17 protein-coding genes are annotated in these 23,983 nt (G+C 71.9%); 6 read left to right on the top strand and 11 right to left on the bottom strand.

Annotated elements, in window-relative coordinates:
* Positions 1–124: 124 nt before the first annotated feature.
* Both ACQPYD_RS05385 and ACQPYD_RS05380 read left to right on the top strand, forming a co-directional pair.
* A complete protein-coding gene (locus ACQPYD_RS05385) occupies positions 125–1,057 on the top strand; it encodes a diacylglycerol/lipid kinase family protein (RefSeq protein WP_433700025.1) in 933 nt (310 codons plus the stop codon).
* Positions 1,058–1,359: 302 nt separating this feature from the next.
* A complete protein-coding gene (locus tag ACQPYD_RS05380) occupies positions 1,360–1,617 on the top strand; it encodes a WhiB family transcriptional regulator (protein ID WP_433700024.1) in 258 nt (85 codons plus the stop codon).
* Positions 1,618–1,820: 203 nt separating this feature from the next.
* Here the strand turns inward: ACQPYD_RS05380 and ACQPYD_RS05375 are convergent, their stop codons facing one another.
* Positions 1,821–3,365: a sensor histidine kinase gene (locus ACQPYD_RS05375; protein WP_330157463.1), complete on the bottom strand. Its 1,545-nt coding sequence runs from the start codon at positions 3,363–3,365 to the stop codon at positions 1,821–1,823.
* Between the two features lie 144 nt (positions 3,366–3,509).
* Between ACQPYD_RS05375 and ACQPYD_RS05370 the strand changes: the two genes are divergently transcribed.
* Positions 3,510–4,250 carry a GntR family transcriptional regulator gene (locus tag ACQPYD_RS05370; protein WP_267948351.1) on the top strand — a complete coding sequence of 247 codons (741 nt, stop codon included), beginning with the start codon at positions 3,510–3,512 and terminating at the stop codon, positions 4,248–4,250.
* Between the two features lie 83 nt (positions 4,251–4,333).
* Here ACQPYD_RS05370 and ACQPYD_RS05365 read toward each other — a convergent pair whose 3' ends face one another.
* The 4 genes from ACQPYD_RS05365 to ACQPYD_RS05350 all read right to left on the bottom strand — a co-directional run bounded on the left by ACQPYD_RS05365 (position 4,334) and on the right by ACQPYD_RS05350 (position 8,823).
* The gene (locus ACQPYD_RS05365; RefSeq protein WP_433700023.1) at positions 4,334–5,668 is read right to left on the bottom strand and encodes an HD-GYP domain-containing protein; all 1,335 of its coding nucleotides are present in this window, start codon (positions 5,666–5,668) and stop codon (positions 4,334–4,336) included.
* On the bottom strand, positions 5,668–7,038 hold the full coding sequence (locus ACQPYD_RS05360) for an HD-GYP domain-containing protein (RefSeq protein ID WP_433701963.1): 1,371 nt from the start codon (positions 7,036–7,038) through the stop codon (positions 5,668–5,670). The genes ACQPYD_RS05365 and ACQPYD_RS05360 overlap by 1 nt, the downstream gene beginning before the upstream one ends.
* A gap of 817 nt (positions 7,039–7,855) precedes the next feature.
* Positions 7,856–8,164, bottom strand: a complete 309-nt coding sequence (gene rsrA / locus ACQPYD_RS05355) for a mycothiol system anti-sigma-R factor (RefSeq protein ID WP_267948349.1) — start codon at positions 8,162–8,164, stop codon at positions 7,856–7,858.
* Positions 8,161–8,823: a sigma-70 family RNA polymerase sigma factor gene (locus ACQPYD_RS05350; protein WP_330157464.1), complete on the bottom strand. Its 663-nt coding sequence runs from the start codon at positions 8,821–8,823 to the stop codon at positions 8,161–8,163. The genes rsrA and ACQPYD_RS05350 overlap by 4 nt, the downstream gene beginning before the upstream one ends.
* 356 nt (positions 8,824–9,179) lie before the next feature.
* Between ACQPYD_RS05350 and ACQPYD_RS05345 the strand changes: the two genes are divergently transcribed.
* Complete coding sequence (locus ACQPYD_RS05345) at positions 9,180–9,995, top strand: class I SAM-dependent methyltransferase (protein WP_433700022.1); 816 nt, start codon at positions 9,180–9,182, stop codon at positions 9,993–9,995.
* Positions 9,996–10,174: 179 nt separating this feature from the next.
* On the opposite strand, the gene ACQPYD_RS05340 is transcribed toward ACQPYD_RS05345, so the two are convergent.
* The gene (locus ACQPYD_RS05340) at positions 10,175–10,714 is read right to left on the bottom strand and encodes a hypothetical protein (RefSeq protein ID WP_433700021.1); all 540 of its coding nucleotides are present in this window, start codon (positions 10,712–10,714) and stop codon (positions 10,175–10,177) included.
* 119 nt (positions 10,715–10,833) lie between these two features.
* On the opposite strand from ACQPYD_RS05340, the gene ACQPYD_RS05335 reads away from it, so the two are divergent.
* Both ACQPYD_RS05335 and ACQPYD_RS05330 read left to right on the top strand, forming a co-directional pair.
* Positions 10,834–11,235 carry a hypothetical protein gene (locus tag ACQPYD_RS05335; RefSeq protein WP_433700020.1) on the top strand — a complete coding sequence of 134 codons (402 nt, stop codon included), beginning with the start codon at positions 10,834–10,836 and terminating at the stop codon, positions 11,233–11,235.
* A 50-nt stretch (positions 11,236–11,285) separates the two neighbouring features.
* Complete coding sequence (locus tag ACQPYD_RS05330) at positions 11,286–14,099, top strand: KGGVGR-motif variant AAA ATPase (protein ID WP_433700019.1); 2,814 nt, start codon at positions 11,286–11,288, stop codon at positions 14,097–14,099.
* A 27-nt stretch (positions 14,100–14,126) separates the two neighbouring features.
* Here the strand turns inward: ACQPYD_RS05330 and thiC are convergent, their stop codons facing one another.
* From thiC to ACQPYD_RS05305, 5 genes are all read right to left on the bottom strand, one after another.
* The gene (thiC, locus tag ACQPYD_RS05325; RefSeq protein WP_433700018.1) at positions 14,127–15,815 is read right to left on the bottom strand and encodes a phosphomethylpyrimidine synthase ThiC; all 1,689 of its coding nucleotides are present in this window, start codon (positions 15,813–15,815) and stop codon (positions 14,127–14,129) included.
* A 217-nt stretch (positions 15,816–16,032) separates the two neighbouring features.
* Positions 16,033–16,884: an SOS response-associated peptidase gene (locus tag ACQPYD_RS05320; protein WP_433700017.1), complete on the bottom strand. Its 852-nt coding sequence runs from the start codon at positions 16,882–16,884 to the stop codon at positions 16,033–16,035.
* 87 nt (positions 16,885–16,971) lie between these two features.
* A complete protein-coding gene (locus ACQPYD_RS05315) occupies positions 16,972–18,042 on the bottom strand; it encodes a DUF3068 domain-containing protein (protein ID WP_433700016.1) in 1,071 nt (356 codons plus the stop codon).
* A complete protein-coding gene (locus tag ACQPYD_RS05310; protein WP_433700015.1) occupies positions 18,039–22,469 on the bottom strand; it encodes an alpha-(1->3)-arabinofuranosyltransferase in 4,431 nt (1,476 codons plus the stop codon). Before ACQPYD_RS05310 ends, ACQPYD_RS05315 begins: the two co-directional genes overlap by 4 nt.
* Entirely contained in the window at positions 22,466–23,872 is a 1,407-nt protein-coding gene (locus tag ACQPYD_RS05305) for a glycosyltransferase family 4 protein (protein WP_433700014.1), read from the bottom strand. Before ACQPYD_RS05305 ends, ACQPYD_RS05310 begins: the two co-directional genes overlap by 4 nt.
* Positions 23,873–23,983: the final 111 nt, after the last annotated feature.

Here is a 23,983-nt window from a genome sequence, read left to right as displayed (position 1 = left end):
CCGCGCGGCCCCGCCGCCCGCCCCCGGGCTTGGCCCCCGGCCGCGCGGGCCCCGCGGCGGATACCCGCGGGGCCCGTCACGGGTACGGCGGGCCCCGTACCCCCCGAACGCCTACACTGAGCGGGTGCGCGCCCTATTCATCGTGAACCCCCAGGCGACCACGACCACGTCACGGACCCGTGAGGTGATCCTGGGCGCCCTGGCCTCGGAGCTGGACATCACCGTCGCCGAGACCGAGTACCGCGACCACGCCGTGGTCCTCGCCCGCGAGGCCGCGGCCCGCGGCTACGAGCTCGTGCTGAGCCTCGGCGGCGACGGCACCGTCAACGAGGTGGTCAACGGCCTCCTGACGACCCCCGAAGGGCTCAAGCGCCCGCGCTACGCGGTGATCCCGGGCGGCAGCGCCAACGTCTTCATCCGCGCCCTCGGCGTGCCCGGCGATCCGGTGGAGGCGACCGGCGCGGTGCTCGAGGCGGTCCGCGAGGGGCGCGAGCGCGAGATCAACCTCGGGCGGATCACCAGCGACCAGGACGACCGCTACTTCACTTTCTGTGCCGGCTTCGGATGGGACGCCGACGTGGTCCAGCAGGTGGAGCACGAGCGCGCGAACGGCCGCAAGGCCACCCCGGCGCTGTACGCCGAAGTCGCGGTAAAGCTGTTCTTCCAGGGGGATATCCGCGATCCGTCACTAAGCGTGTCCAGTCGCGGAAGGACCCTCGAAGAGGTGTATTTCGCGCTCGTCACCAACACCACACCGTGGACGTACGCGGGCGCCCTCCCCCTTCAGCCGACCCCCGCGTCCCGTTTCGAGCTGGGGCTGGACGCTTTCGCCCTGACCCACTCGTCACACGCGATCACCGGCTGGGTTCTTTCCCAAATGTTCTTCCCCAAAGGCTTGCCGGCCCAGGGGGACGGCTACGCCACGTGGCATGACCAGGACTCTCTCCGCATCACGTCGTCGCACCCCAGGGCGTTCCAAATCGACGGCGAATACCTGGGCGACCGAGAACAGGTCAACTTCCACTCTGTACCGAAGGCATTACGAATCATCTGTTAATTGCGGCGATAGATGCCATTCGCAAGCACTGTGACGCACCTGACACACCGATCAGGACCTTCGGCCTCGGGACCTCTTGCATGCCCCGGGGAACCCTGTCACGCTCAAGATATCGCCGCGAGTTACGGGCGAGTTAATTTGGGCGCTTCCCACATGGCCGTGGGGTGAAACCTGAACCATCTCGGCCTGGACATCCTCCGATGGGACCCATCCATCGGGCGCCCTTCGCACAATCCGCACACGCGCACGATCGTGAAAAGCTTCACAAGCATCCGATCGCCTCACCGTGAGGAGTGGACCGCATGGACTGGCGCCATGACGCAGCCTGCCGTGACGAAGACCCCGAACTCTTCTTTCCCATCGGGAACTTCGGCCCCGCACTGATCCAGATCGAGGAAGCGAAGGCGGTCTGTCAGCGCTGCCCCGTCAGCTCGGCCTGTCTGAAGTGGGCGCTGGAGAGCGGCCAGGACGGCGGTGTGTGGGGCGGCACCAGCGAGGACGAGCGCCGCCTGCTCAAGAAGCGCCGCGGCTCCCCCCACCGCTCCATGGTCCGCAGCTGACACCCCCTCGGCCGCACCCGCGGCCACAGCGGTACACCGCCGCACCGGCGCACCCCCTCCGGTGACACCGGCGGAACCCCCGCGGCGGAACCCGCCGCGGGAGGCGGCGCGTCCCGAGGGACGGCGCTCCCCGGGCGCACACGGGGGGCACGAGGGGTCCCCGCGGCGCGACGGGGACCGCGCCCCCTCCAGGGAGACACCCCTCAGGGCACCTCGCCCTCCTCGCGCTCCAGCGGCAGGCTGATGGCGACCTCGGTCCCGCCGCTCTCCATCGGCTTGATCGCCAGGGTTCCCCCCAGCTCGCCCACGATGAGGGTCCGCACGATCTGGAGTCCCAGGCTCGTGGCGCCCTCCAGGTCGAAGTCGAGGGGCAGCCCGCCGCCGTCGTCGGACACGGCCAGCTCCAGGCTCCCCGAGCCCGGATGCGCGGGCTCCGGGTCGAACCGGCGCACCCGCACCTCGATCCGCCCCGGCCCCTGCTCCAGCCCGTGCTCGACGGCGTTCTGCACGAGCTCGGCGAGCACCATCGACAGCGGCGTCGCCACCAGGGCGTTCAGCAGCCCGAAGCCGCCGACCCTGCGGGGCACGACCGTTCCGCCGGTCGAGGAGACCTCCGCCGCCATCTGGATCACCCGGTCGGCGATGTCGTCGAAGTCCACGACCTCGTCCGGGGTGTGCGAGAGCATCTCGTGCACGATCGCGATGGACCCGACCCGGCCCACCGCCTCGTCCAGCGCCGCCCGCGCCTCGGGCACGTCCAGGCGCCGGGACTGGAGCCGCAGCAGGGCGGCCACCGTCTGGAGGTTGTTCTTGACCCGGTGGTGGATCTCCCGGATGGTGGCGTCCTTGGTCATCAGCTCGCGCTCGCGGCGCCGCAGCTCGGTGACGTCGCGGACCATCACCAGCGCCCCTATGCGCACCCCGTCGATGACCAGCGGGATGGCGCGCAGCTGCACGGTGACGCCGCGCGTCTCCACCTCCGCCTCCTGCGGCGCCCGGCCGCTCGCGGTGTAGGTGAGCGCCTCGTCCCGCGCCTCCCCCGTGGCGGCCAGCTCCAGGGTGGTGCGGTCCAGGCGCGCGCCCACGAGGTCGGCCGCCAGCCCGAGCCGCCGGTAGGCCGAGAGGGCGTTGGGGCTGGCGTAGACCACCTCGCCGTTCTGGTCCAGCCGCAGGAGCCCGTCGCCCACGCGCGGGGACCGCACCATGAGCGGCCCCTGGTCGCTGAACGGGAACGCCCCCTCGGCGATCATCTGCGCCAGGTCGCCCGCGCTCTGGAGGTAGGTCAGCTCCAGGCGGCTGGGCGTGCGCGCCGAGCTCAGGTTGGTGCTGCGCTGGATGACGCCGATGAGGTTGCCCTCGCGGCGCACCGGGATGGTCTCCTCCCGCACGGGGACCCCCCCGGACCAGTCCGGGTCGCCGTCGCGGCAGATCCGCCCCTCGCTCCACGCGCGGTCGATGAGGGCCCTGCGGCCGACCGCCCGCGGCGCCGTCCGCGACGTGACATCCGTCATGTCGTCCAGGAGCACGGCCTCGACCAGGTCGTCCTGGAAGGCGGTCGGGCCGGTCGTGGGGCGCATCTGGGCGATCGACACCCAGCCGTCGTCCTCGCGCAGACGCACCCACAGCACGAGGTCCGCGAAGGACAGGTCCGCGAGGAGCTGCCAGTCCGAGACCAGGGAGTGGATCCACTCCAGGTCCGCTTGTTTGAGTGACGTGTGTCGCCGGATGAGATCACTGAGGTGAGGCACTCACAAATCATCCCATGAAGGCGTGCATACTCAAGGGGTACGCACTCGACCAGTGGTCCACACCAATCGGCGGCCGCCCGCCCGCCGTACCGGCCACGCCGGCGGGGTGTGTGCGGCAAGCGAGGGACGCGGCGGAGGAGACTGATGACTGGTCAGCGCACACTGGACGGCAACCCCCGGGTGCCGAAGTACTACCAGGTGAAGAAGCAGCTCCTTGAGCTGATCGAGGCGATGCCCGCGGGCAACCCGGTCCCCCCGGAGCGGGCGCTGGCGACCCAGTTCGGCACGTCCCGGACGACGGTGCGCCAGGCGCTGACCGAGATGGTGGTGGAGGGCCGCCTCCTCCGCATCCAGGGCAAGGGCACGTTCGTGGCCAAGCCGAAGGTCGCCCAGGTGCTCCAGCTCACCAGCTACACGCAGGAGATGCGCGCGCACGGCCTGCACCCGGCGACCCGCATCCTGGACGTGAGCTACATCAACGCCGACGACCAGCTCGCCGAGCTCCTCGCGATCCGCTCGGGCGGCCGCGTGCTGCGCATCGAGCGGCTGCGCCTGGCCAACGGCGAGCCGATGGCCGTGGAGACCGCCCACCTCGCCGCACGGCGCTTCCCGGGCCTCCGGCGCCAGTTGGACCGCTACGCATCGCTGTACGAAGCCCTGGCGAGCGCCTACGACGTCTCCCTGGCCGAGGCGGAGGCGTCGATCGAGACGGTCCTGGCCACCCCCAACGAGGCCCGGCTGCTGGGCGTGGACGTCGGCCTGCCCCTGGTGCTGCACTGCCAGCACAGCTTCGACGGCGACGGCCACCCGGTGGAGTGGGTGCGGTCGCTGTACCGCGGCGACCGCTACAAGTTCGTCACCCGCCTGCGCCCGCCCCTGGACTGACGGGCCCCGCCGCTCCCCCGTGTGCGCCCCGCCGGGGCGTCCGGGGAAGCGCGGGCGGGGCCGCCCCTCCGCCGGGAGGCGGCTCAGACCCGGGCGAGCACCGAGGCCAGGGCGTCGACCACGCGGGGGTCGTACTCGCTGTCGGTGTCCATCCGCAGGCGTTCCAGCACGGCGGCGCGGCGCTCCGCGTCCCCGTTCTCCCCCACCAGGTCGTCGAAGGCGTTGGCGACCTTGATGATCCTGCTGCCCAGGGGCGGCACCCCCTCGTCACCGTCGCCCGCGAGCGGCTCGCACTGGCGCCGGACCGTCTCCGCGACGTTGTCCAGCACGCCGGTCTCCCGGATGATCGCCGATCCGAGCTCGGCGATCCGCCTCTGCTCCCGCGGGGAGGCGAGCACGGTCGCCCCGCCCGCGATGGGCTCCCGCAGCGACAGCTGGCCGATGTCGTGCATCAGCGCCGCGTACTCCAGTTCCAGCAGCTCCGCCTCGGCCAGCCCCAGCTCGCAGGCGATCCCGTGGGACAGCTGGCTGACCCGGCGCGAGTGGCCGTTCTCGACGTACCCGCCCACCTCGGTCACCCGCGACAGCGCGCGCACCGTCTCCAGGTAGGTCCGCCGCACCTCCGCGTGGCGGCGGAAGGCCGCCTGGGACACCAGCAGCGGCGCCGTGAACACCAGGAGGCCGGCCAGGCCGGTCACCGTGCAGGCGAGCGCGATCAGCACACCGCTGGAGCCGATCGCGGCGCCCGTGGCGAACTGGGCGCGCAGCTCGTCCCGGACGGCGACCAGGAGCCTCGTGCGCAGGCGCTCCGCCCTGAGCACGGCCGCGACGAGGGAGTCCGCGAACCAGGTGAGCAGCACCAGTGCGGCCATCAGCAGCGTGGCCGTCACCGACGGCCCCACCAGCCCCAGCTGCTCGGCCACCGGACGGAAGGCCACCGCGAGCACCGTGGCGGCGAACACCCTGCGGGCCGCGTCCTCGACCCGGGGGCTGCGCCCCACCGCGACGTGCGGGAGCTCCCCCAGGGCCACGCCCAGCGCGACCACCGCCACCACCTGCCAGGCGGAGTGGTGGAGCGGCCCGGCGCCCAGGGTGAGCAGGAAGGCGTAGCTGATCGCACCGGCCGAGGCGATCGGCGCGACCTCGCGCGATCCCGGAAGCGTGATCCTGGCCAGCTCTCCGACGGCGATGACCAGGCAGAAGGCTAGCGCCACGTAGGGTTCGACGAAACCGGTGGCGGCCGTCCACACCAGGGCCGCCAGTGCCCCGGCCCCCACCGCGCCGACGAGCACGGCGCGGAACGGCCGGGCCGTGCGCCAGAGGGGGCCGCGCGGGCGCTGGTGGCTGAGCGCCCCGCCCTCGGGGCCGCTCAGCGCCGGGCGCGACGTCCCCGCGCCGTCGGACTGCTTCTGGGTCATCATCGCTCGCTCCCGCCCGTCACCGCGTCGGCGGGAGCGGCCGTGTCGGCCGCCTCCTCCTCCGCCTCCGGCCCGGGCGCCGGAGCCGGCGCCTCGTCGCCGGCCGCGGTGTCCACGGCCCCCGGGCGGGCCCGGTTCGTGGGGTCCGCCTCGGTGTAGCAGCCGCCCGGGGGCTCGGCGATGTCCGGCGTCTCCCAGCCCTCCCGTTCGACGGCGCGCACGAGTGCCTCCACCATCTTGGGGTCGAACTGGGTCCCGGCACAGGCGCGGAGCTCGGCGATGGCGTCCTCCGCCGACCACGCCTGCCGGTAGGAGCGCGTGGAGGTGAGGCAGTCGAAGACGTCGGCGACGCTGATGATGCGCGCGGACTCGGGGATCTCCATCCCGACCAGCCCCATGGGGTAGCCGCGCCCGTCGAGGCGCTCGTGGTGGTGGCGGATCCCGGCCAGCGCCTCGTCCAGGAAGCTGATCTCGCGGACGATCTCGTAGCCGCGGGTCGGGTGGAGCTTGATGGCCGCGTACTCGTCGTCGGTGAGTTTGCCCGTCTTCTGCAACACCTTGGTGGGTACTCCGAGCTTGCCGATGTCGTGCAGCATTCCGGCGTACCGGATCTTCTGCACCCGCTCGGCGGGCATACCCAGTTCCCGGGCGATCATGGCGGCGCCCTCGGCGACGCGCATGCAGTGGCCCCGGGTGTAGTAGTCCTTGGTCTCCACCGCCTGGCAGAGGGTGGCGAGGGTCGCCTCGTGGGCGCGCGCCTCGTCCAGCTGCTGGGCGAAGGTCCAGCGGGCGATGAACAGGGGCAGCAGCACCAGGAGCGGGGCGACGAGTCCGACCCCTCCCCAGACCGCCGCGATGGCGAGCCCCAGCATCTGGTAGCCCATGGAGGACAGCTCGACGGCGACCAGGGGACGCCAGTGGAGCCTGCTCCGGCTCCCCGGCCGCACGACCCCGAGCGCCCACATGAGGGTGCCGATGAGGAACGAGTTGACCAGGGAGTGGGTCAGGACGGCGGCGACGTAGGGGAGCACCACGGCCGGGAAGTCCTCCCGGCCCGGTTCCCCCACCGTTCCGCCGAGCAGAAGGTAGACGTGTCCGGCCGCGTAGGCCGCCAGTGCGAACTGCGCGCCGTTGAAGGCCCTCTTGACGAGGTCCATCCTGCGGATCGTGAGGCAGGAGGCGAAACCGACCACCGCCGCACCGACCGGTCCGACCAGGACCACCGCGGCCAGCGAGACGGCCGAGCTCGGTGATATCCCCGCTCTGACGCCCTTGAGGACGGCTGTGCTGATCGACTCCGCGACCACGAAGAGGATCGCGACGAGGACCAGCGTCTGCAGATCGATCCCCGAGTAGGGACCGATGAGCACGATGGCGACAGCACTGACAACGATGATTCCGACGTAGACACGCGCGCCCTGAGGAAGAGCCCGCACCTCCGTTCACCCCCCGCCAATGACGACCGGACTGTCATGGTTTCACCGGTTCTGTTCTACCACCAGGACCACCCGGTGAAGGCGGTTACGACCCAAAGAGCGCCGATCGCGCTGTGGAGCATGCTGATGAACATCGTTGTTCCCCTCTCCCCGACGCAGGCGCACCTCCATTCCCCCGGGCACGCCGCGTAAATTACCCCATTCGTTGGATATGGCGTCCAGTTTAACGGGCAACAGCAGGCTCCTGTTTACCTCCGACCCGAACCACCGTCGATCCGCAACCCCGCGACGGCAGCAAGTTCCGGAATGCGGAATTACGAATTCAATTAGTAATTTTATTCTATTACCCTGAGTAACCACGAGCCATCGGACAAGCAGGTCGGACTACCCACCGTCAAGACGATTGCCCCCGACCCGCCCGACCGAGACCACCTCGCACGACTACGGAAAGTAACCATTCGCAACAGTCTGGGGGACTCGGGGGAAAAAACATTCCGAGTCGGTTACGGCCTGGGACGGAGCCGGTGTTCCGGGCGTGTCGAAGAACCCTGCAAGAAGGTTGCCGCGTCCGCACGTGACCAAAACTCCGACAGCCACGGGGAAACCGGGAAGACTTTCACACAAAAGCCCTAAATTGCCACACAAGGAGCCAGAGTCAGTCAATTCAGAAATGGGGCACAAAATAGACAATGGCGGTACCTGGAATTCCAGGTACCGCCGTCTCGGGTGTCGGGGGGCGAAGGCGCGGCCCTCAGGCGGGCGCCCCCGGCGCCTCCGCGCCGGCCTCCTTGGCCAGCTGCTCCGTGCGCGCCAGGGCCAGACGCCCCAGCACCTTGTCGCGCAGGTCCATCGGGACGGGGTCGCAACCGCAGTGCTTGGCCACGAGCTTCTTCACCGCCTCGTCGAGCCCGTACTCCTCCAGGCAGGGGCTGCACCCGTCCAGGTGCTCCCTGATCTGCTCGCAGTTGCGCTCCTCGAGCTCACCGTCGATATAGGTGTAGAGCTTGTCGAGCACCTCGCTGCACGGGGTGTCGCTGTGTTCGCCGTGACCGCCGCTCATCGCAGATCTCCTCGATCCGACCCGTCCTGACCCGCACCAGCGGACGTTCCCGAGGCGACGCCGGCGGCCGCGGCCGCCCTCGCCGGCAGGAAGCCGCGCTCCGCCGCGTACTCCTCGAGGTGCGACCGGAGCTGGCGACGGCCTCTGTGCAGACGGGACATGACCGTCCCGATCGGCGTCCCCATGATCTCGGCGACCTCCTTGTACGCGAAGCCCTCGACGTCGGCGAGGTACACGGCGATCCGGAAGTCCTCGGGCAGCTCCTGGAGCGCCCGCTTGACGTCGCTGTCGGGGAGGTGTTCGAGCGCCTCGGCCTCGGCCGACTTCAGACCGGCCGCGGTGTGCGACGCGGCCTGGGCCAGCTGCCAGTCCTCGACGTCCTCGGTCCCCGCCTGCTTCGGCTCCCGCTGCTTCTTGCGGTAGGAGTTGATGAAGGTGTTGGTGAGGATGCGGTACAGCCACGCCTTGAGGTTCGTCCCCTGTTTGAACTGGTGGAACGAACCGAACGCCTTGGCGAAGGTCTCCTGGACGAGGTCCTCCGCGTCAGCGGGGTTGCGTGTCATCCGCAACGCCGCGGAGTAGAGCTGGTCGAGGAAGGGAAGCACGTCCCTCTCGAACCGCTCGTCCCTCTCCTCGGCTGTCTCCTGGCCCTGTTCCAAGCCCGTCGGCCTCCTCGCACTGGTCCCAGCTGGGGCATCCATACCCCAACGATACGGTCCCGTGGCCCTGACCCGCGCACCGCCACCGCGTGGCGGCGACGCCGTCTCCCCGCGCTCGAGACATGAACCGGCAGTCGGCATGCTCTGACGACCCTCCTCATAGGACTTTCGTCCGCCCCGGACGTCCGCTTCCGGCGGCGGTGTGGAGGACAACAACGTTCGCGCCGGGCTGATTCCGTGCCACCGGGGGGACGAAGGTCCCTTACCCGCCCGAAATTGTCGTTTGCCTCGGTCATCGGAGGTGAGGCATGGCAGAGTGCGGGTAGGACCACTTGAAGGATGGGAGAGGAGCGCACGTGCAACCGTCCTCAACCCCTGCCTCAGAACGCCCCCGCTCACCCGCGGCGCAGTTCGCCACCCCCGACCGCCTCTCGGACTACTGGCGGTTCTACTGGGCGGTCGCGGAGGCGCAGATCGCCCGCTGGCTCCCCGAGGCACCCTCCCGGCTCCTCGACGTGTCCAGCCCCGACTACCAGGGCACCCCGCGCGCGGTGGCCGCCGGCCACGACGTCGTGACCCTGCTCCCCTCCGCCGACATGGCGGTGCGCCGCCCGCTCACCCTCGTCAACGGGCGCGCGATGGTGCCGCGCCCGGCGCGGCGCGGACGCCTGCGCCACGTCGTCGGGGACTCCGCCTTCCTGCGCAACTTCGCCTCCGAGGCCTTCGACGGGGTGATCGCCGACAACCGGGTCCTGTCGCGCCACCTCGCCACCGAGTCCTCCGTCGCGGAGGTCGCCAGGGTGCTGCGCCCGGGGGGACGCGCCCTGCTGTGCGTGGACTCCGTGGTGCTGGGCATGGCGCTGCTCGCCGAGCAGGACTGCTGGCCGGAGCTGAGCCACGCGCCGAGCGCGGACGTGCTCCTGGTCCCCTGGCCCGACGGTTCCATCACCCGGTGCTTCACCGCCGAGCAGCTCACCGAGACGCTCTCGGACGCGGGTCTGGAACTGGAGTGGATCAAGCCCCGCACGGTGCTGTCCGCCTCCACGGTGGAGATGATGCTGGCCCGCGACCCGAGGTCGATGGGACGCCTGGTGGAGATGGAGCTGCGGGCGACCGAGTCCGACGACTACGTCGGCGTGCACCTGGTCGCCAGCGCCCGCAAGCCCGGCTGAGCGGCGTCCTCCGTCGGCGTCCGCACCCCCGGGGACGGACGCCGACGGAGGACGGCGGTGGGCAGGGCGCGGGAGCCGGCGGAGCTTCTCGCGGAACCGGCGGTGCCAATGGGATCCCCGGCGCCCGTCGCGGGCCGGCCGGGGCTCCGGGGCCGGGTCCGCGGGGACGGGGACCTCCGCTACAGGGCGGCGAGCAGGAGTACGGCGTTCGCGAGGGAGAAGACCAGCAGGACCGGGCCGGCGCCCGCACCCGTGGTGAAGCTGGGAGCAAGCTCCCGGCGGTTCGCCAGGCGCACCGCGAGGAACGGCCACACGGTCAGCAGCGCTGCGAGCAGGTACAGGCCGGGGTCGGCCAGGACCGGCGCGAGCGGGAAGAAGTGCACGCCCACGACCAGGCACACCCAGGGGGCGAAGTACGCGCGCCGCCCCAGGACCAGCAGCACGACCACACCGGCCAGGGCGACGCCGAACTCGACGCCGAGAACGGTCAGGTACAGGTCCATCCCGTCCCCGCCGGACAGGACCGAGGCGGTGTCCCAGTGGATCCAGGAGACGGCCCCTCCGAACGCCGCGAGGAGTAGTCCCAGGACCGAGCCCCCGCCCAGCCACCACGTGGCCGTCCCGGCCGGGGGCCGCTCCTGCGCCCACCCGAACCAGGCCGAGGCGAAGAAGCCGAAGACGGCGGTGGTCATGGCGGCGTCGCGGACGAGAACGTCCATGGGACCTCACAGGCGGTGCGGGGGTGGCCGGGGGACACGCCAGCCTTCCACATCCCGCGGCCCGCCCACGTGGCCTGGCTCTGCTCCGCCGGGCACGAGATCCTGGAACAATCTTCCGCATGGGTGTCAATGTTGGGCGCGCCGCTCTCCTCGCGAACCGCGACCGTCTGGCGAAGTGGGGTGAGCAGATCGCGGACGAGCAGAGGGACGTCGCCTGCCTTCTCCTGTTCTACGCCGCGGAGTGCGGACTCAAGGCGGAGCTGATCCGCCGGTCCGGGAGTCGAGACACCGTCAGTCTGGACAGGTCCCACGATCTGCGGAGCCTGGCGAGGGAACTCAACCTGCCCGGCTCCGTGATGAGCGGGCTCACCGACTGCCGTGCCAGACACGACGTGAACCAGCGTGTCCCGATCAGGGACCTCCACGAAGCCTGGCGCTACGGTGCGAGACTGGATTCGTCGGATGAGAAGAAGGCCCTGGTCGCACTCCGAGCGCTGATCCGTTGGTGTCAGCAGGCGTGAACCGAGTCCTGTGAACCGACGACAGGGAACGAGGAGGAACAGTGGAGGACTTGGTCTCATCAGCACCCGTCCGCCTGTACACATGGGTGGACGTCGAAGAGCGGCTGAGCGAGCTCGCTCTGGGAGACGGCTGGCCGACGTGGCTTCTCGAAGTCGACGCCTGGTGGGACGGGCTCCAGATGGAGGTCGTGGACGGAACCGAGCCGGGTACTGTCCTCGCCTGGCTGGAGGACGAGAAGTGCTTCGGCCCCGGGTCGGTCTCCCGCGTGGGCGGGGCGCCGGCTCTGCTCTTCGACGGGCCGTCCCAAGACCCGGCGCCGACTCTTCCCATCGAGATCGGAGCCGGACGCGGCGGTTCGGACCTTCGCCGTCTGCCCCGACTCCGTGAACGCCGCATCGTTCGCGAACTGGCCGACCCGCTTCCCCGCCCCGGATCCGACCAGTTCGTCTCCGGAGTCCAGGTTCTCGCGTTCCACTCCTTCAAAGGCGGAGTGGGGAGGACCCTCCACGCCGTCGCCCTCGCCGATCACCTCGCCCGACGCGGCAGCCGTGTCCTTCTCGTGGACGCCGACCTGGAAGCTCCCGGCATCACGTGGATGTACCAGGAGCAGGGCGGGCAGATGGACTTCGCCTACGAGGACTTCCTGGCAAGCCTGCACGGTTCGGTCGGCGAGGACAGAACGCGCGCCGTCGCCCTGGCCGCGTCGTATCTGCCCAACCAGCAGATCGGCAGGCATCCCGGCGGAGGAGCTGTGCTCGTGCTGCCCGCCAGCCGACGAGGTCTCCTCACCCCGCCGAGGATCGACCCCGGCGATCTGCTGACACCCGACCGCTCGCGCTACTTCGTCTCCGAGGCCCTGGCGGAACTCGCGGAGTCGGTCCGGGCGGACGTCGTCATCGTGGACCTTCGTGCCGGTTCCTCCGAACTGTCCGCGCCGCTCCTGCTCGACCCCAGGATCCAGCGCGTCTTCGTCACGACCCTGAGTGGCCAGTCCCTCTCCGGGACGGCACGACTCATCAGGCAACTCGGCCGCCGGGCGCCGTCGGTCCACGGCACCGACCCTGTCAGCTCCGTCGTGATCACCCAGTTCCGCCACGACGCGCACAGGGAACAGGTCGAGGCCGCGCAGCAGAACCTCTCGGACGCGCTGGCCGATTCGGTGGGCATCGTGCCGGAAGAGAGCGTCGAGGACAAGCCCGCGCTTCTCGACACCGACTTGTTCACGCCGCCGCTGCTGAGCCCCTTCAACGAGAACCTGTTGGCGCTCCCGCCCCAGTGGGACGGGGTGGTGACAGCCATCGAACGCTCAGAGTTGAGGGAGACGCTGTCCGCGCTGGTGCCGGAACCACCGGTACAGGACGCCCCGTCACCGGAAGAACAACGGATCGACGTCCGAGACCGGCGCCGGCACCTGGCGAGCTCGGCCGAGGACCTCGTCTACGCCGAGAACCAGGGCCTCACGTCGGCGACCGGGTTCCTCGCCACCGAGCCCCTGCGACGCCTGGTCGGCGACCACCGGACCGAACCCCCGATCGCCCTGGTGCTCGGAGCCAAGGGAGCGGGGAAGACCTTCACGTACGCGAAGGCGTGCGCGGCGCGGGAATGGCGCCGCTTCGCAGAGCAGTCGGACGTTGCCGATGTCACCTTGGACGCCTCGATCGTGCCCGTCCTGGAGCCGGACTCCCTCCAGCAGAACCAGGCGAGCCTGACGACGCAGACCCTGCGGGACACCTTCGCCGAGCAGCACGGCGGCACGGCGGCGACGACCATCGACATTCGCGACACTCTCAGCCGGGCCCTCTCCGCCCTCCCCGCTGAGGACACACTCCAGTGGCGGTCGATGTGGTTGCGCTGCCTCGCCATGGCTGCCGGGGCGGACGTGTCCGAGCGTTCTCCCGAGGACGCGCTGGTCGCGCTCGGAGGGCGGGTGCGCGCCGTCTTCGTGATCGACGGCTTGGAGGACCTTCTCCAGAAACTGGACTCCGAGGTCAAACGCACCGCACTGCGAACGCTGTTGATCGACACCCTCAACTGGCTTCGTGCTCTGCGCGGGCGGCCGCTCGGCATCATCGCCTTCGTCCGCAGGGACCTGGTGAACTGGGCGGTACAGCAGAACAGCAGCCAGCTCGCGGCCCGGTACAAGTCGTACGCGCTGCGCTGGGACAGCACGGACGCCCTGCGTCTGACCGTGTGGATCGCCTCCCAGGCCGGGGCGCTGGACAAGCCCGGGGTGGACATCTCCGATATCGCGGAGGACGACCTGCCCAAGATCCTGGTGCCCCTCTGGGGATGGAAGATGGGTTCCGAGAAGTCCCGGGAGGCACGTTCCCACCTCTGGGTTCCCGCCGCTCTGGCCGACTACAACAAGCAGGTCCAGGCGCGTGACGTCACGGCGTTCCTCGCCGAGTCGGCCAAACTGTCCCAGGGGTCGGGCAACAGCCGCTGGACGGACCGGGTGCTGGCTCCCTCGGCCATGCGCACCGCCCTGGCACGCTGCAGTCAGATCAAGATCGACGCGATCAAGACGGAGAACCAGGACATCGGCAAGCTCCTCGCCCGGCTCCAGAGCCGTGGAGCCACGGTCACAGTGCCCTTCACCCTCGACGACGTCGGTCTGACCACGGACGAGGCGGACGCCCTCCTCACCGCGGGAGTGTTCTACTTCGACGACAGCAGCGGGCGGTACAGGGTGCCGGAGATCTACCGTCACGGACTGGGATTCAACAGCAGCCCCAAGGCACGAGTGCTCAATCCCTGGGGACCCGGAGCACGGGGGAGCCTCGGAGCGGTTCCTCGCCCCGACCGCCGCGAGCGGCCCGCCCCCCGGTCTCCCGGGGAACGGGCCGGGCCCGCGGACGCCTGACCCTCCGGGGCGCCCGCGGCGCACGCCCTACTCGGCGAGGGGGAGGTACACGCGTCTGCCCTGTTCGGAGAACTCCGCCGACTTGTCGGCCATGCCCCGCTCGATGGCCTCGACGGTGTCCAGACCGTGCTCCTCCGCGTAGCGGCGCACGTCCTGGGTGATCTTCATGGAGCAGAACTTGGGCCCGCACATGGAGCAGAAGTGCGCCGTCTTGGCCGGTTCGGCCGGGAGGGTCTCGTCGTGGAAGGACCGGGCGGTCTCGGGGTCGAGGGACAGGTGGAACTGGTCCTGCCAGCGGAACTCGAACCGCGCCCTGGACAGCTCGTCGTCCCACTCCTGGGCCCCGGGGTGCCCCTTGGCCAGGTCGGCGGCGTGCGCGGCGAGCTTGTAGGTGATGACGCCCGTCTTGACGTCGTCGCGGTCGGGCAGCCCGAGGTGCTCCTTGGGCGTGACGTAGCAGAGCATCGCCGTGCCGAGCCAGCCGATCTGCGCGGCGCCGATCGCCGAGGTGATGTGGTCGTAGCCGGGGGCCACGTCGGTGGCCAGGGGGCCGAGCGTGTAGAACGGCGCCTCGCCGCACAGCTCCTCCTCCAGGCGCACGTTCTCCGCGATCTTGTGCATGGGGACGTGCCCGGGGCCCTCGATCATCACCTGGACGTCGTGCGCGCGGGCGACGTGGGTGAGCTCCCCCAGGGTGCGGAGCTCGGCGAACTGGGCCTCGTCGTTGGCGTCGGCGATCGACCCGGGGCGCAGCCCGTCGCCGAGGGAGAAGGTGACGTCGTACTCCCGGAGGATCTCGCACAGCTCCTCGAAGTGGGTGTACAGGAAGCTCTCCCTGTGGTGGGCCAGGCACCAGGCGGCCATGATGGAGCCGCCCCGGGAGACGATGCCGGTGACCCGGCGGGCGGTGAGCGGCACGTACCGCAGCAGCACCCCCGCGTGCACCGTCATGTAGTCCACGCCCTGCTCGCACTGCTCGACCACGGTGTCCCGGTAGACCTCCCAGCTGAGCCGGGCCGGGTCCCCGTCGACCTTCTCCAGTGCCTGGTAGATGGGCACGGTGCCGATCGGGACGGGCGAGTTGCGCAGGATGCGCTCGCGTGTCTCGTGGATGCGCCTGCCCGTGGACAGGTCCATGACGGTGTCGGCGCCCCAGCGGGTGGCCCACACCATCTTCTCGACCTCCTCGGGCACGGAGGAGGTGACGGCGGAGTTGCCGATGTTGGCGTTGATCTTGACCAGGAAGTTCTTGCCGATGATCATCGGCTCGGACTCGGGGTGGCACCGGTTGGCGGGGATGACCGCGCGGCCCAGTGCCACCTCGGAGCGGACGAACTCGGGGTCCACGCCCTCGCGTTCGGCCACGAAGCGCATCTCGGGGGTGAGGGTCCCGGCCTTCGCGCGGGCGAGCTGGGTGGACGCGCCGCCGGCCGTCCGCTGGTCCCCGGCCCAGGCCAGGCGGGTCGGGGGAAGGCCCCGGTGGACGTCGACGGACACGGCGTCGTCGGTGTAGGGGCCGGAGGTGTCGTACAGATCGAAGTGGCTGCCGTTGCTGAGTCCCACCCTGCGCCGGGGCACGCGGAGCGTGTGCCCCTCCGGGGTCACGACCTCGCGATAGACCTTGGATGATCCCATGATGGGACCGGTGGTCACCCGGTGAACAGCGGTGTCGGAACCTCTGGTGGAACTGACGTCACGACCGTCGGTAGCCGTCATGGCATGCCTCCCTACGTCGGAATTACCCGAACAGGTTCTGCGGTCGGCGACACCGTCGAGTCGCCCTCTCAGCCCGCCATGGCGCGAGCTCCCGCGTTGCGTATTCACATGTGTGGGCACGTCGAGCGCGCCGCGGCACCTCGATCCCGGTGCCGGGGCCCTGCGGCCCCGCACACCATACACAGGACCGCCCCCGCTGTGTCCACCGCCACAGGGGTCAGAAAAGTGTCCCCGGTTCGCCACCCCCGGTGTCGGTGAGGGGTTCGAGCAGGTCGGGACGGTTGTTCTTGATGGTGTTGACGTCGGTGGACACCTCGTCGACCGCGAACCGGTCGACAGGGGTCTCCCCCAGCAGGTGCGCGAGCTCGTCGGCGCCCGAGGCGGGGTCCAGCCAGGCGGCCCAGTCCTCCGGCGGCACGACGACCGGCATGCGCTCGTGGATGTGGTCGAGCCCGGGCGCCGCCTCGGTGGTGATGACCGCGCAGCTCCACACCCAGGCGGCGGGGTCGTCCTCGGGAGCCTCGGGGTCGCGCCAGCGCTCGAAGATGCCCGCCATCGCCAGGGGTCGGTCGTCCCGGTAGTGGATCGAGTAGGGCTTCTTGTCGGCCTTGGCCTTGCGCTTCTTGTGCTGGGGGTCGGTCGCGGGCGAGGTGCTGGCCTGCACGGTGCCGTCCTTGCCGACGAGCTGCCACTCGTAGTAGGCGTCGGCGGGCAGCAGGCACCGGCGGCGGCGGTAGGCGGTGCGGAAGGCCGGCTTGTCGGCGACCGTCTCGCTCCGAGCGTTGATCATCCGGTAGCCGACGTTGCGGTCCTTGGCCCAGGAGGGGACGAGTCCCCAGCGCAGCGTGTGCAGGGTCCTGGGCCCGGGCGGGCCCTGGTCGTCGGCCCGGGGCGGCGGACCGAGCACGGCGTACACCGGCCTTCCCGGCGAGATGTTGTAGTCCGGCTCCAGCTCCTCCAGCGGAGGCCACGACCGGGGGTCCGCCTCCTCGGGGAGGGCCTGCTCGGGCAGCCCGAAGGCGAGCTGCAGCTGGTGCACGTTCCGGGACTGGGCATAGCGACCGCACATGTGTCCGATACTACGGCGTGGCCTCCTCGCCCACCGCCGGAACACAGGCGCGCCCCGGCGGACGCGGCCCCGTCCGCCGGGGCCCGGTCACCACTGCGGGTCGAGGGGCTCCCGGGCACGCCGGCGCCCGCGCCTCGCGGGGGCCTCCCGGTCGGCGGGGCCGGCGTCCGCCTCCCCGCTCCGCACGCCGTCCGCGCGGTGCCCCCGCCATGCCCCGACCAGGCCGACGAGGACCGCCAGTCCGCCGAGCGGTCCCAGCGCCCAGGGCGCCCAGGAGTCCAGGGCACGCAGCAGCACCGACCGGACGCGGGCCTGCTCGGCGTAGCCGGAGACCTGGTTGTCCGCCATGACCAGTTCCGCGTACAGGAGCGGGACCTCGCCCCCGGCGTCCTGCGGGCGCAGGGTCTCCGAACGCGTCTCGTGGGCGTCGACCACGATCCCGCTGACCGGCTCCACCCAGAACGTGCGGCTCACCTCCAGCCAGCGCGTGGCGGTGACCGTCCCCCGGGCGCCGGACCGGAACAGGTCGGCGGGCACCGGGCGCGCCGACTCCGGCACCTGGGCGGCCTCGACCCACTGGCTGTACCGGCGCACGGGGACCCCGGCGACCTCGTCCCACTCCTGGAACTCCAGCATCGGCGCCGAGCGCACCTCGGCGTCGTAGAACGGGTGGTCGCCCTCCTCGGCCCCGGGCGGCCACGAGTACACGAGCCCCGCCTGGCGGACCGCGCGGTCGCCGTCGACGTGCTCGCCGCAGCAGTTGACCGCCCTGCCGGTCCCGCGGTCCACGATCACCCGCCGACTCCAGTGGTCGATCATCCGGTCGGGCACCGAGGTGTCCACGGACACCTCCCACGCCGACCAGTCCCCGCCGTGGGCCGAGCCGTCCACGCGGGTCACCCGGGTGAGCTCCGCGGCCTCCACCCACCGCCAGGTGGAGGTGTCGAGGTAGCCGGCGTCCTCGTCGACCATCCTGACGTCGAACCGGGTCTGCGCCGGCAGCAGGGCGATCCTCTCGTGCACGTACAGCGGCAGCAGGGCGGCCAGTGTCAGCAGGAACGCCCCCAGCGCCACCATGACGGCGCCCCGCGGCAGGGGGCGTCCGGGGGAGCCGGGCGGGCCGACCTGGCTGTCGGTCGGCGTCCCTATCGCGCTCATGCGCGGGCCTCCTCGGAGTCGGGCTCCCTCAGGTCGTCGTCACGGGGCTCCGCCGCCGGGGCGCTCCGTCCGTCCGCCCCGCCCGGGCCCGGTCCGCGGGCGGCCTCCGGGTCCGCCCCTGCGGCCTCGCGGACCGCCGGCGTGTGGGCGTCGGCCGGGTCGCCGTCGCCGCGCCGGCCCAGGGCCAGGACGAGCCTGGCGAGCGCGGGCAGGCACAGCAGCTGGGCCGCCCAGCCGCGCAGCGCTCCCCCGAACGCCTCCGTGACGTCGTGGAAGGGCATGTACAGGGCGAGGTGGGTGCCCAGGGCCACGGACAGCCCGGCCAGGCCCAGCGACGCCACCGGGGGCCACGGCCCGGCCAGGTGGGGCAGGAGGCGCCCGCCCATCGACGGCCGCCCGGGCCTGGCGTGCCTGAGCCGCCGGGGCGCGCGGCGGCCCAGCCACCACATGCACAGCAGGATCAGGCCGACCAGGGCCGCGCCGACCCAGCCCGCGACCCAGACCCCGTAGGCCAGGCCGAGCGGCAGGACCGCCCAGCGGCCCAGCCACCCGGAGCCGGCCGCGGGCAGGGCCCGGGAGCCGCGCGGGGGCGAGGTCCGGAGGGTGCTCCCGCCCGGCAGGAGCCGGCGGGGCCACAGCGCCGCCGCCACCAGCACCGCGGCCAGGGCGGCGCCGACGGCGAGGGCGCGGTGGTAGGCGGTGTCGGGCGTGTACGTCAGGGTGACCGTGCCCGCGCTGCCCTCCGGGAGCACCCAGGCCTGCTTCCACCCCTCCAGGCGGATCGGCTCCAGCGGCGCGTCCCCGCCCTCCAGGACCGCCCGCCAGCCCTCGTTGAAGTTCTCGTTGACGACCAGGAAGCTGTCCTCGTCGACGTCCACGTCGAACCGGCGCTCGCCCGGCCCCCACTCGTGCAGGGCCTCCACCTCGGCCGTGGTGACCTCGGCCCGCTCCGCGGCCGGCCCCGCGGAGCCGATGAGCGCCGAGCGCACCTCGTAGCGGTTGCCCGGGTCGACCACGACCCGGTTCTCGCCCTCGACCAGGTCCAGGTCCGTGCAGCTCTCGTAGGGCACCGGCCGACCGGTGAGCTGGTCGGCGAGGGCGCCCCCGCTGATCCGGGTCTCCACGCGCTGTCCGTTGACCCGCAGCGTGGGGCCCAGGCCGCAGGCGGTGGACGCGTCGCCCTCGGGCAGCGGGTCGACCGGTTCGACGCCCGGGAGCTCGACGGAGCCGATCTCCAGCGCCTGGCCCTCGGGGCGCTCGAACGTCACCCGCAGCGAGGACGCGGTGAACTCGGCGAAGTCCACCCGGCCGCTGCCGTCGAGCCAGCCCTCGCGGACGGTGCCGCCGCCCTCCACGGTCACGCGGATCGGCCGCATCACGCTGTCGGCGCGCGGGAACTCGACGGCCAGGTACCCGATCTCGGCGGGAGCCCCCAGGTCGATGTCGAGCCAGGGGTTCTTCTCCTCAGGGTCCGGGTACCAGACGGTGCTCCCGTCACCGTCCAGGACGCCCCGGCCCATGGCCGCCGGGTGCTCCACCGCGGTGGAGGAGGCGGTCACGTGCGGGTGGGGGCCGGCCCGGTTCGCGGCGTTCTCCGCCTCCCTGGGATCCGTGAGCACGACCTCGCCGGTCACGGAGTGCGGCGCGGAGGCCGCGTCCGCCGACAGGTCGAAGGTGCGGTCCAGCCCGCGCGCGTCCTCCCCCTGCACCTGGAGGCGCGGGTTGCAGACCCACACGTGGGAGCCCTCCATGCAGCCGGGCGCCGTCCCGGTGGAACCGGTGAACAGCAGCGTCCCGGTGTCCGCGGGGCCGGGCACGCGCAGGGTGCGGTCCAGTTCGAGGCCCGGGACCGAGACGGAGGAGATGCCCACGCGGGTGCCGAACCGGTACTCGGGCTCCCAGGCGAGCTCGTCCACGCGCACGCGCAGCGTGCCGGTGGGCCCCGGCGGGGCCGTGAGCTCCTGCGGCTCCGCCGTCTCGGCGACGGGGACCTCCGCCTCGCCGTTGTCGGTGACCAGCGTGACGCGGGAGGGCGGCGGCTCGTCGGCGAGCTGCTCGAAGGCGATGCTCAGCCCCGTGAGGTCCTGGGGCTCGGAGAACTCGATCTCGATCCACTGGCCCAGGGCCCCGGTGAAGGCGCTGGACCGCCACGAGGTGGTGAGGTCGTCGTCGAGCGCGGCGTGCGGGGCGCGCCCGGGGTCGCGGTCGCCGGCGCGTGCTCCCGCACCGCTCTCGGACGAGGAGGCCCTCACCGCCTCGATCCCGATGTCCTCGGCGTGGGCGACGTGGTCCTCCCAGGCCGGGTCGAGGACGTCGGGCGCGGGCACGTCGCGTTCGAGCTCCTCGTCCTCGGTCAGGGTCGCGGACACGTTGCGGCGCACGTCGGGGTAGACGACCTCGCGGCGGCGGGCGGTGTCGGTGACGATCGTGTCCTCCGCGGCGATCCCTGCGGCGCCGGGGTCGTCGCCCAGGAGGACGGGGCGGTCGTCGGTGAGCAGGCCCTGCTCGGCCAGGTGGAGCACGGACTCGGGCCCGCCGGTGACCCTCAGCGTCCCGTCGGAGGGGACGGTGCCCACGGTCGGGGCCGCCTCCCCGACCTCGTAGACGGTCAGGGCCGGGTACGGCTGGTCGAACCACTGTGAGGCGGACTGGTGGTCGAGGGAGCCGATCACCGGGCCGAACTCGGCGGCCTCGGTGATGCCGGGCGAGTTCCGGAGCGCCTGGTGGACGCGTGCGGGCCAGCCGCCGTTGTTGGCGGTGCGCTGGAGGTCGTTGCGGACCAGGAGGTGGGTGACGCCCATGCGGGCGAGGGTGGCGGAGAGCCCGGCGGAGCCGCGGCCCGAGGAGACCCTCTGGTCGATCTCGTGGGTGATGCGGGAGACGCCCGCCGACCCCCACGGGATGATCTGGTGGTTGGTCCAGGCCCCGTCCAGGAGGGGTTGCAGGGGTTCGTCGAGGGGGCGCCCCCACTCGTACTCGCCGCGCGCGGAGCCCGGCAGGGCCATGGTCATGCCGCGCTCGTCGGAGCGCTCCTCCAGCCAGTCGGCCGCCTCGTACCAGTACTCGGGGATCCGCTCGTAGCCTCCGGCGGGGGCGATGCCGACGGCGCCGATGGGCACGAGGGTGACGAGGAAGACGGAGGAGGCCCCGCCCGCGACCGCCCGGCGGACGCGCCCGGGGACGGGGCCCCCGCTGCGGTCCGCGCGGTCGCGCGCCACCACGACCGGCAGGTGGGCCAGGCCCAGGACCAGCGGCAGGCGGATCAGCGCGTCGAACTTGTGCACGTTCCGGAACGGGGAGAGGGCCCCGTCGAGGAGGGTGCGCACCGTCTCCGCGAAGGGCCCGGTGAGGTCGCCGGTGAAGCCCGCGACGATGACCGCGGTGCCGGTCAGCAGGCTCGTGATGAGGAACAGGCGCTCGGGGGTGCGCCGGTTGACCAGCCCGGCCAGGCCGAGTCCGGCGACCACCGCGGTCGCCGCGATCAGCCAGGGGGTGGTGGACAGCTCCGCGCCCGAGGGCAGGGCCGTGTTGCCCTGGTCCGGGAGGAACCCCATCCAGTTGGAGGTGCCGCGCAGCGCGTTGACCAGGGACGTGACGCCGGTGGTGACGGCGGCGTCCTCGGTGTAGGGCATGAACGAGTACACGTACCGCGACATGATGAGCAGCGGCGCGACGTACCAGGAGGAGGCCAGGACCAGGGCCGCCGTCCACCACGCCATGAGCCGCCGCTTGCGGGGGCCGCCGGCACGGGTCAGCAGGTAGAGGCCGGGGACGACCAGGACGGCCAGCTCGGAGGCGGCGTTGGTGCCGCCGCACAGGAGGAAGGCCAGGCCGGACAGCAGTGCGGCGCGAGCCGGGGAGTACCCGTGCCGGGCCCCCAGGACCAGGGGCAGCAGGATCCACGGCATCAGCAGCATGGGCTGGAGCTCGGCCGAGTTGTACGACAGCAGCGTCAGCACGCGGGGGGCCAGGGCGTAGGCGACCCCGGCCAGGATGCGCGTATTGGCGGTGCCGATGCCCAGGGCCCCGGCGACCTTGTACACGCCGGTGAAGGCCGCGACGAGCAGGACCGCCATCCACAGCCTCTGGACGAGCCAGTCGGGCATGCCCAGCGAGTCGAACAGCAGGTGGAAGGGGCCGTTGGGGAAGAAGTACCCGTAGGCCTGGTTCTGGATCTGCCCGAAGTAGGAGGCGTCCCACAGGTGCAGGGCCCGCTCCATGAACCCCAGGGGGTCGGCCGTCAGGTCGATCTTGGTGTCGCTGACGATCCTGCCGGGGTCGATGCTCGCTGCCAGAGCGCCCAGTAGCAGACACACCGTGAGGACCTTGAGCCGTGTGAGCAGCCTCTGGTCCAGTCCTCCGCGGAGGGCGGTCGGTGTGCTGGAATCCTCCGGTTCGCGCCTGGCGGTGGATTCCGCCGAAGTCACATTCGCTCTTTCCTGCCTGCTGCCCCGGCCGGGGCGCCCGGGGTGGTCGTGGTGGCCGGGGCCTCTCCGGCGCCGGGGTGGTCGGGGGTCCCGCCGGGGAGGCCGAGTTCGGCGGCGACCAGCCGGGCCATCCGCGCGCCGCTGGCCTCCCAGGTGAACCGGGCGGCCCACGCGAGGCAGGCGCGGCGCACGGCCTCGGCCCGTCGGGGGTCGGACAGCTCCTCCAGGGCCCTGGCGACCGCGTCGGCGAGGTCCTCGCCCTCGCGGACCAGCCACCCGGTCTCACCGTCACGCACCGAATCGCGAAGTCCGTCCACATCGTAGGCCACGGTGGGCACGCCGAGGCGTGCGGCCTCGATGACGGTCAGGCCCCAGCCCTCGAACTCGGAGGCGGTCACGTGGAGGTCGCACGCCGCCAGGACGCCGTTCTTGTCCTCCTCCGGGAGGAAGCCGTGCAGGCGGACCCGGTCGCCGGTGCCGTCGCGCACGACCTGTTCGGCGAGGTGGTCGCCCTCGGGACCGCGTCCGATGATGTGCACCTTCAGGCCGGGGTGCGCTCCGCGCAGGCTGCGCGCCAGGTCGACCACCTGCGAGACGCGCTTCTGGACGACGAGGCGGCCGAGGCTGACGACGGCGGGGCTCCCGAGGCCGGCGGCGGGGGGCCCGGGGAGGAGCCGGCCGGAGGGCGCGGTCCGGGGGTGGCGGAGGGCGGCGGGCCGGACGGGACGCGCGGGGGGCGTGCCCCCGTTGTGGACGATCTCGATGGGCGCCCTCCAGCCGAGCTTCTCGCGCATGGCCCGGCGGGAGGACTCCGACACGGTGACGGTCGTGCAGTCGCGGTACACGCGGGAGGCGACGGCCGACTCGATGAAGCGGCCCACCCGGGCGAGCGGGGCCGCGAAGTAGGCGTTGAACTGGAGGTCGTGCACGTGGTGGACGACGCTGACCACCCTGGTGCCGCGGCGCAGGACGAGCCGGGACAGGAAGGGGATGCCGTTCATGCAGTCGAAGGCGAGCATGTACTCGCGCCGCCACAGGGCGAGCCACGCCATGACGCGCGGGTAGACGGTGAACTTGCCGCCCATGCGCCTGATGACGATGCCGTCCCGGGTCTCGACGCGGGCCTGCTCGGGTTCGCGGCTGGTGAGGAAGGTGACGATGGCGCCGCGTTCGGCCAGGTGGCGGCTGATCCGCCAGGCGTACTCCTCGGCTCCCCCGGCGGCGGCCTGCCAGGGGTCGCGCCAGTTGATCATGACCAGGCGGACGCCGTCGAGGCGCGGTCCGGGGTCGGGGGGCGCCTCGGTGCCGGCTTCCGCCGGGGCGGGGGCGGTGGCGGCGGCCGGGGACGCGGCGACCCGGGTCAGGGCGGGTTCCGCCCCGTGGCGGACCTTCTGGAAGACCACACGCTCTCCTTCCGCGCGGAGTCCGGGAGGATCGGCCGCGAGCACCCTCTGCGTTCGCCCGGACGCGCACGGCGATCACGCGGGGGAAGGGTGGAGCGCATGCCGAACAGA

It is taken from the genome of Nocardiopsis sp. CA-288880, from assembly GCF_050955985.1.
GTDB classification, from domain to species: Bacteria; Actinomycetota; Actinomycetes; order Streptosporangiales; family Streptosporangiaceae; genus Nocardiopsis; species Nocardiopsis tropica.
The sequence above is the reverse complement of the archived record's forward strand: the minus strand, read 5'-3'. Positions and strand labels throughout refer to the sequence as shown.